The 5,819-nt window shown below is 72.1% G+C and carries 6 protein-coding genes; all 6 read right to left on the bottom strand.

Annotated elements, in window-relative coordinates:
• Positions 1-98: 98 nt before the first annotated feature.
• Entirely contained in the window at positions 99-455 is a 357-nt protein-coding gene (locus ABZV78_RS31150; protein ID WP_355644358.1) for a hypothetical protein, read from the bottom strand.
• 494 nt (positions 456-949) lie between these two features.
• Positions 950-1,234, bottom strand: a complete 285-nt coding sequence (locus tag ABZV78_RS31145; RefSeq protein WP_355644357.1) for a hypothetical protein — start codon at positions 1,232-1,234, stop codon at positions 950-952.
• Positions 1,235-1,236: 2 nt separating this feature from the next.
• A complete protein-coding gene (locus ABZV78_RS31140) occupies positions 1,237-1,917 on the bottom strand; it encodes a hypothetical protein (RefSeq protein ID WP_355644355.1) in 681 nt (226 codons plus the stop codon).
• 79 nt (positions 1,918-1,996) lie between these two features.
• On the bottom strand, positions 1,997-2,278 hold the full coding sequence (locus ABZV78_RS31135) for a hypothetical protein (protein ID WP_355644353.1): 282 nt from the start codon (positions 2,276-2,278) through the stop codon (positions 1,997-1,999).
• Positions 2,279-2,938: 660 nt separating this feature from the next.
• Positions 2,939-3,928, bottom strand: a complete 990-nt coding sequence (locus ABZV78_RS31130; RefSeq protein WP_355644351.1) for a hypothetical protein — start codon at positions 3,926-3,928, stop codon at positions 2,939-2,941.
• Between the two features lie 807 nt (positions 3,929-4,735).
• The coding region (locus ABZV78_RS31125; protein WP_355644349.1) for a type IV secretory system conjugative DNA transfer family protein at positions 4,736-5,819 on the bottom strand (1,084 nt) is incomplete at its 5' end.

The following is a 5,819-nucleotide window of genomic DNA, read 5'->3' as shown; positions in this document are numbered from 1 at the left end:
GGCGGGCGTGAAGTCGGCCAGCGGCGCGCCGTGATGGGCGACCGGGACCGACTCGACGCCGGACCGGGCCACGCTGCGGCGGCGCATCTTCGGATTGGTCACTGGCCACCGCTCCACCGGGCGCGCGCCGCGCGGCGGGCCCGCTCGGACGGCGAACCGTGCGACGGCTTGTGGAGGCGGCCGAGGATCGCGGCGGCGGCGGTCCGGGCGAGGCGGGCTTCGATCGCGGCGGGGTGAACGCACGGCTGTCCGGTCGACCCGCGCGCGACCATTCCGGCGGCCAGGGCGACCGCGTCCAGCCGTTCGGCGGCCGACTCCAACGCGCAGGCGTGGAACAGCTCGGCGACCTCGGCGGCCGTTAGGTCGGGACGCTCCTCGGTCACGGCGGCGAACGTCTCGCGGGCCCCGGCCGTCCAGCTAGCGGGGAGGCCGTCCGGGTCAGTCTCAGCGGTCATTTCTGTAACTTTCTGTAGTCAAAAACCAGGGCGGAGCGTGCACGCAGCCAGGGATGCTGTGCCGACCCGGTCCTGTAAGAACATCGAAGGGGGCCTATCCCCCTGGGTCACGCTGCGTTGTCGCTGGTCGCGTCGCTGGTCTCGCGATCACGTCGCAACGCAGACAGGAGAGCGCGGGACCAGGCGTCCCGGTCCCGGGCGGCAGGGGCGTGGCCGGCGCGACCGGTCCGGCCGGGGAGGTGGGACGGGCAGGCGGCGACCGGGTGGCCGTCGACCAGGACGACGCCGGACGACGCGGACAGGCACGGGCGACCAGCGTCCGTCACCCGGCATCGGTAGCCCGCCTCGCGGCGAACGGCACGGGCATGGGAGAGGCGGCGGCGGGTGGACCGGGACGGGGCGGGAGCAATCACGGGGCGGGCCTTTCGATCGGTGGGGCGGGTACGCGAAGAGGGGCCCCGGGTCGATTCCCGAGGCCCCTCACGTCGCGTCGGTCAGTCGTCGTCGGTCGCCGGGTCGGTGGCGTTCTTCGCCTCAGCCTCGGCGGCGGCGATGGTGTCCCGGGTCAGGGCCAGGTCCCGCGCCGAACGCTGAATTTCCGTAGGACCCTCGCCCGTGATCCGGGCGGCCAGGGCATCGCCGAGGCCGTAGCGCGCGGCGGCCTCCTCGACCAGCCAGGCGCGGTCGGCGCGGGGTCGGACGGTCCTCGCCCGGTCCGCCTCCTCGGCGGCGACGACGGCCCGCGCGATGCGGTCGGCGATGTTGTCCAGACTCGCCACGATCAGACCTCCTCGGCGTACGGGTCGGCGGCGATCAGGTCCGCCGGGAGACCGGTCGCCACGGCCTCGACGTCCTGCCACGCCAAAGCGATCCGCATGGACCGGCCCAGCTGGTTCTCCGGATGGCGGTAGTGAAGGGCGCGGGACCTCTTCGCGATCGCCTGGCGCTGCTCCGGGGTGACCGGCCGGCGCATCTCCCGGACGTTGTCCAGGGACGCGATCGCGGTCGTCAGGGCCTCGGCCTCTCGGTAAGCCTGGCGGGCCTCCCGGAACGCCCGGGCGGTCGCCTCGGTCAACTCAGGGACGCGGGCCGACAGGATGGGCCGGAGGGTTTCGTGATGCTCGGGGATCACGTCCTCGACCGCCTTCGCGGCGGCGACCGCGCGGTTACGGGCGGCCCGGACGCGGGTCTCGGCCTGCCGGGTCATCTCCTCGGCGATCTCGTGCGTGATCGGGGTCGGAATCTTCTTTCCGTCGCGGATCGCGGCGGCGACGTCGGCGCGGTGGTCCGCGATCCGGTCGGCGACGGCGTCGGCCTCGGCGTTGGCCTCCCGGGTCGCGTCATTCGCGGCGTCCAGGGCGTCGAACGCCTCGCGGACGGCCGGGGGACAGTCGGGATGGGTCAGGACGAACGCGGGGACGGTCCAGTCGGGCTGGGCCTGGTCGCCGTAGGTGGCGGGCATGGTGTTTCTCCTCAGGGCGGGTTGCGGCGCCCGTCAGGCGGGTCCTGACAGGTCGTCGGGGCGGGGTTAGGGGTGAGGGTTAGGGCTGAACCGAAAGCCGCCAGCGGCAGCCTTTGCCTTCCCGGCCGGGCTCGGTGACGTAGTCGGCGTAGACGCCGTAGGTCTCGGTCAGGACGCGGCACGCGGCACGGACGGCCGGGTCGACCTCCTCGCGGGTGTACGGGTAGCCGGTCGCGGCGGCCAGTTCCCGGGCCAGGCGGGTCCCCGTGTAGCGGACGGTCCCGGTCGTCCCGGCGGCGCAGAGTTGCGCGAGGGCGCGGGCGACGGTCAGGACGTCAGGGCGGGTCGGATGGGTGGTCATGGGCGGGTCTTCCTGGTCGGTGTGTGGCGGCGGGAACACAGGACAACTGGGCGGCCGGCGGCGTCCCGGATCACACGCCGCGTCGGCTTCCTGCACAGGTGGCAGCGATACCGCCGAGCGCGAAGGGTCTGCCAGGCCAGGGCGTACGGGACGGCGTCCGGGTCGTGGCCGGCGGTGGTCACCCGAAAATCCGCCGGGCGTCGCGCTCGACCTCGGCCAGGGCCTCAGCGTCGCCAGCGATCACGGCGGCGGTCTGGCGGACCAGTAGCCCGTATGCCTCTTCGCGGCGTAGGCGACGGTGCCGGGTCATGCGGCACGGCGCGGAACAGGTGACCCGTTCCCGACCGCCGGGGGTCTGCGCAATCGGGCGGGGACATTCGGAACAGGTGGGCACCGGGCCCTCCTTTCGAATTGTTCGTGGCGTCTAGACGCCTGAAAAAAAGCCCGGCGGCCAGGACGGCTACCGGGACACGGGATATAGGGCGGGGTCGACCCGGGACCGGGTCCGAACGCGAGGGGGATGCGAACGGACCCGGCCACCAGGGAGCACGCGCCCGAACGACAGGCGGTGCTTACGCCGTGCGGGTGATTGCCCGCCTTGACCACGCACGGCGCACACACGGCCCGGTGTGACTCCCGGGGCCGTGTGCGATTAAGGGGTCACGCGACCCGGCGGGCGCGATGCGCGGCCAGGGAGACCACGTTTCCGGCGCCCGTAATCGCGGGGGAGGTAACCGCGGATTCCGGGGCGCTGGCGACAGCCTGGCGCTCGGCCAGGAGGTCCGCGAGGCCGTCCAGGGCGGCGGTCCGCCATTCCTCGGTCAGTCGGTCCACGATCAGGGCGGCCAGTTCGCGGCGCTGCGTGCGGTCCATCGGCGTTACCTCCTGGGAAACGACGAATACCGGGCCACTGGCTCGGCGCTTGCGGGGGCCTAAGACCTCTTCGGCGAGGCGGTAGAACGTGTTTCGACCGACCGGGATTTGGTGGGCGTCGGTCACGCGGTCGACATACGTGCGGTAGACGTCGGTCGCGGAGTGTGCGCCGGGTCCGACCTGATCGCGCCAAACGGCGACCCATCCGGCGGCCGTCATCATGTCGTCCCGGGACCCCTCGCGGCCCTCGGCGCGGTTCGCGCGGGCCCGCTGACGTTCATCCTCGCGGCGCTGCTCGGGCGTCCGGCCAGTCCGCCGAGGGCGACGGGTCGGCGGGTCCGGGTCCACATACAGCGGTGACGCCCGGCGCACGGCACGGATCACGTCGACCAGGTACGACCGGACCCCGGCGGGGTCGCCGTACAGGGCGTAGTGGTTCAGGTCGGCGTACAGGGTCCCGGCGGTGTTCTCGGGAAGCGGACCCCGCAGGATCGCGGCCAGGCGGTCCGCGACGGCGTACCAGTCAAGGGCGACCGGCGCGGCGGACGAACCGCGCGGGCGAGACAGGAGGGCGGCACTACCCGACCGGAACAGTTCGACGTCGGCGGTCAGGACCGGGGCGGCCCAAACCTCCGCCAGTTCCCGGGCATCGGGCAGCTGGGCTACGCCGTTCCCGTTGTCCAGCGCCCGCCGGGTGATCGGTCGGCGGAACCTGTGAAGGACTACGCGCCGGGCGTCGGCGCGGTGGGGTGATGAGGGGCTTACGTCGGCTGACACAGCTACTCCTTTCGTCATTCGGACAGGACGGCGGTCGGTCAGGGTGAAGCGCGGGCAGGCATGGCGGCCTCCGGGGCGTTCGCATCGTTCGTGGCGTTCAGAGTGTTAGTGGGCCACAGCTACCCGCGCTGTTCACATCGGGAGGTCACGACTGCGTCACAACGGGAATTGCGGCCGTGGGGCCGGCGACGGCGGCCCGCGTAGTGAAGGTTCCGCGTACAGGTGACGAAGTTTGGTCACTTCTATATAGCTGCTTAGGTCTTCTTCTTCTTCTTCCTAAGGCCCTATATGAGAGTGACGAAACTTCGTCACCTGTACGCGAAACCATCACTGATCCCGGGACCCTCGGGCCCTCCTCGGCGTCCTCGGCGACGGCCCGCCCGTCCTCGGCGTCGTCCAGGGCGACGGCCCCGCCCGGCCCCGGATACGACGAAAGCCCCGCCGGGTCGCGGTGGGCGACCTGACGGGGCTCTCGGGAGGGTTCTAGGCGACGGCTGGTGAGGCGCGGCTACGGGTCACGGGCGGGAACCTCCTCGGCGTCACGGCGGGGACGTATAGAGAGTGGGCCAGGGCGACCCCGGGTGTTCACGTCCTCGGCGTCGTCCTGGTCGTCGTCCGGACTACTGGCCCCGGGCGCGTAGGAGGCTGTCCCATGCCGGGTAACCGTCGTCCGTCGCCGACAGGAGGGCGTATCCGTTCGGCACCGGGCCCTCCTCGGTCAACCGCATCCGGCGGACCAGTAGACGCCCGTCGGGCATCCGGCGCGGGATGGGTCCCGGCGGCGGCCAGACCTGGTCGGCGGGTTGTTCACGCCACGGCATCGGACCGGGCCTCCTCCGTCGTCGGGGCCGCCCATGCGGCCAGATCCTCACGGGCGTACAGGTCGGCGGTCCCCCGCTTCCCGCGCGGCGAGGGGACGGCCCCGATGCGCCGCTGAAGGCGTTTCTTCGCCGCGCCGTGAGTCCACGGGATGACGCCCGCCTCGGCGGCCTCGCGCAGCGTCAGGAAGTCCCCGGCGGGGCTTGATAGGGCCGTGACCTCGGATGTCTCCGGCGACCGGGGACAAGCGAACGCGCGGGCCTCGGCGGTCGACATGTAGGCCACCTGAACCTCCGTAGCCTGTCCGCCGACGACGATTTGCCACCGGCCGAGGGTCCGGGACGCCCGGGGCATGGCGGCTTCCGGCGCAAGCATCTTCCATGCGTTCGCCGTGTACCGGGCCAGCATCCGGACCCCGAAGTTTTCCCGGGCCTCGGGTCCGCCGATGGCGCGGGCGGTGAGCATCTGCGCGACGGCCAGGACGTTGACCTTCGCCGACCGACCCATAAAGAGCAGGTCCGCCAGGGCGGCGACCGCCGGGGACCTCTTCGGGTCGCCCTTCCCGCGCGCCTCGGCCCAGAAGTTCGCCAGCTGGCCGATAGTCGCGTTCAACTCCTCGGCGATTACCAGGACGCGCGGCCCCGGGTTCCATCCCTCCTCTTCGTGAAGGGCGAGGGTGTTCCGTTCGTCGGCGAGGGCGGCCAGCTGGACCAGCGCGGAATGCATCTGGTCGGGGCGGGTGCAGTAGTCGACCCCGGCGAGGCCGAGGGCCCACCGATGGCTGCCCTTTCGGTCCAGGATCAGGACGCGGCCACCCCGGGCGAGGATTTGAACGGCGACCAGCTGGGCGAGGACGGATTTTCCGGCGCCCGTCCCGGCGGATACGGCAATGTGCGGCGAGTCGGCGCTGAGGGACAGGATCACCGGCCGATCCCCCGCGCCGAGGCCAAGGAAAAACTCATCCTCGGCCAGGGCGGGGAACCGCGCGACCAGCTCGGCCAGGCCGACGCGGGCGGGCGGACGCTTACGCACGGTCCACGTTGCGATTACCCGCGGGCCCACTTGGTTCCAC

This window comes from Micromonospora sp. NPDC004540, from assembly GCF_040610095.1.
GTDB lineage: Bacteria > Actinomycetota > Actinomycetes > Mycobacteriales > Micromonosporaceae > Micromonospora.
This window is presented reverse-complemented; position numbering and strand designations above follow the sequence as displayed.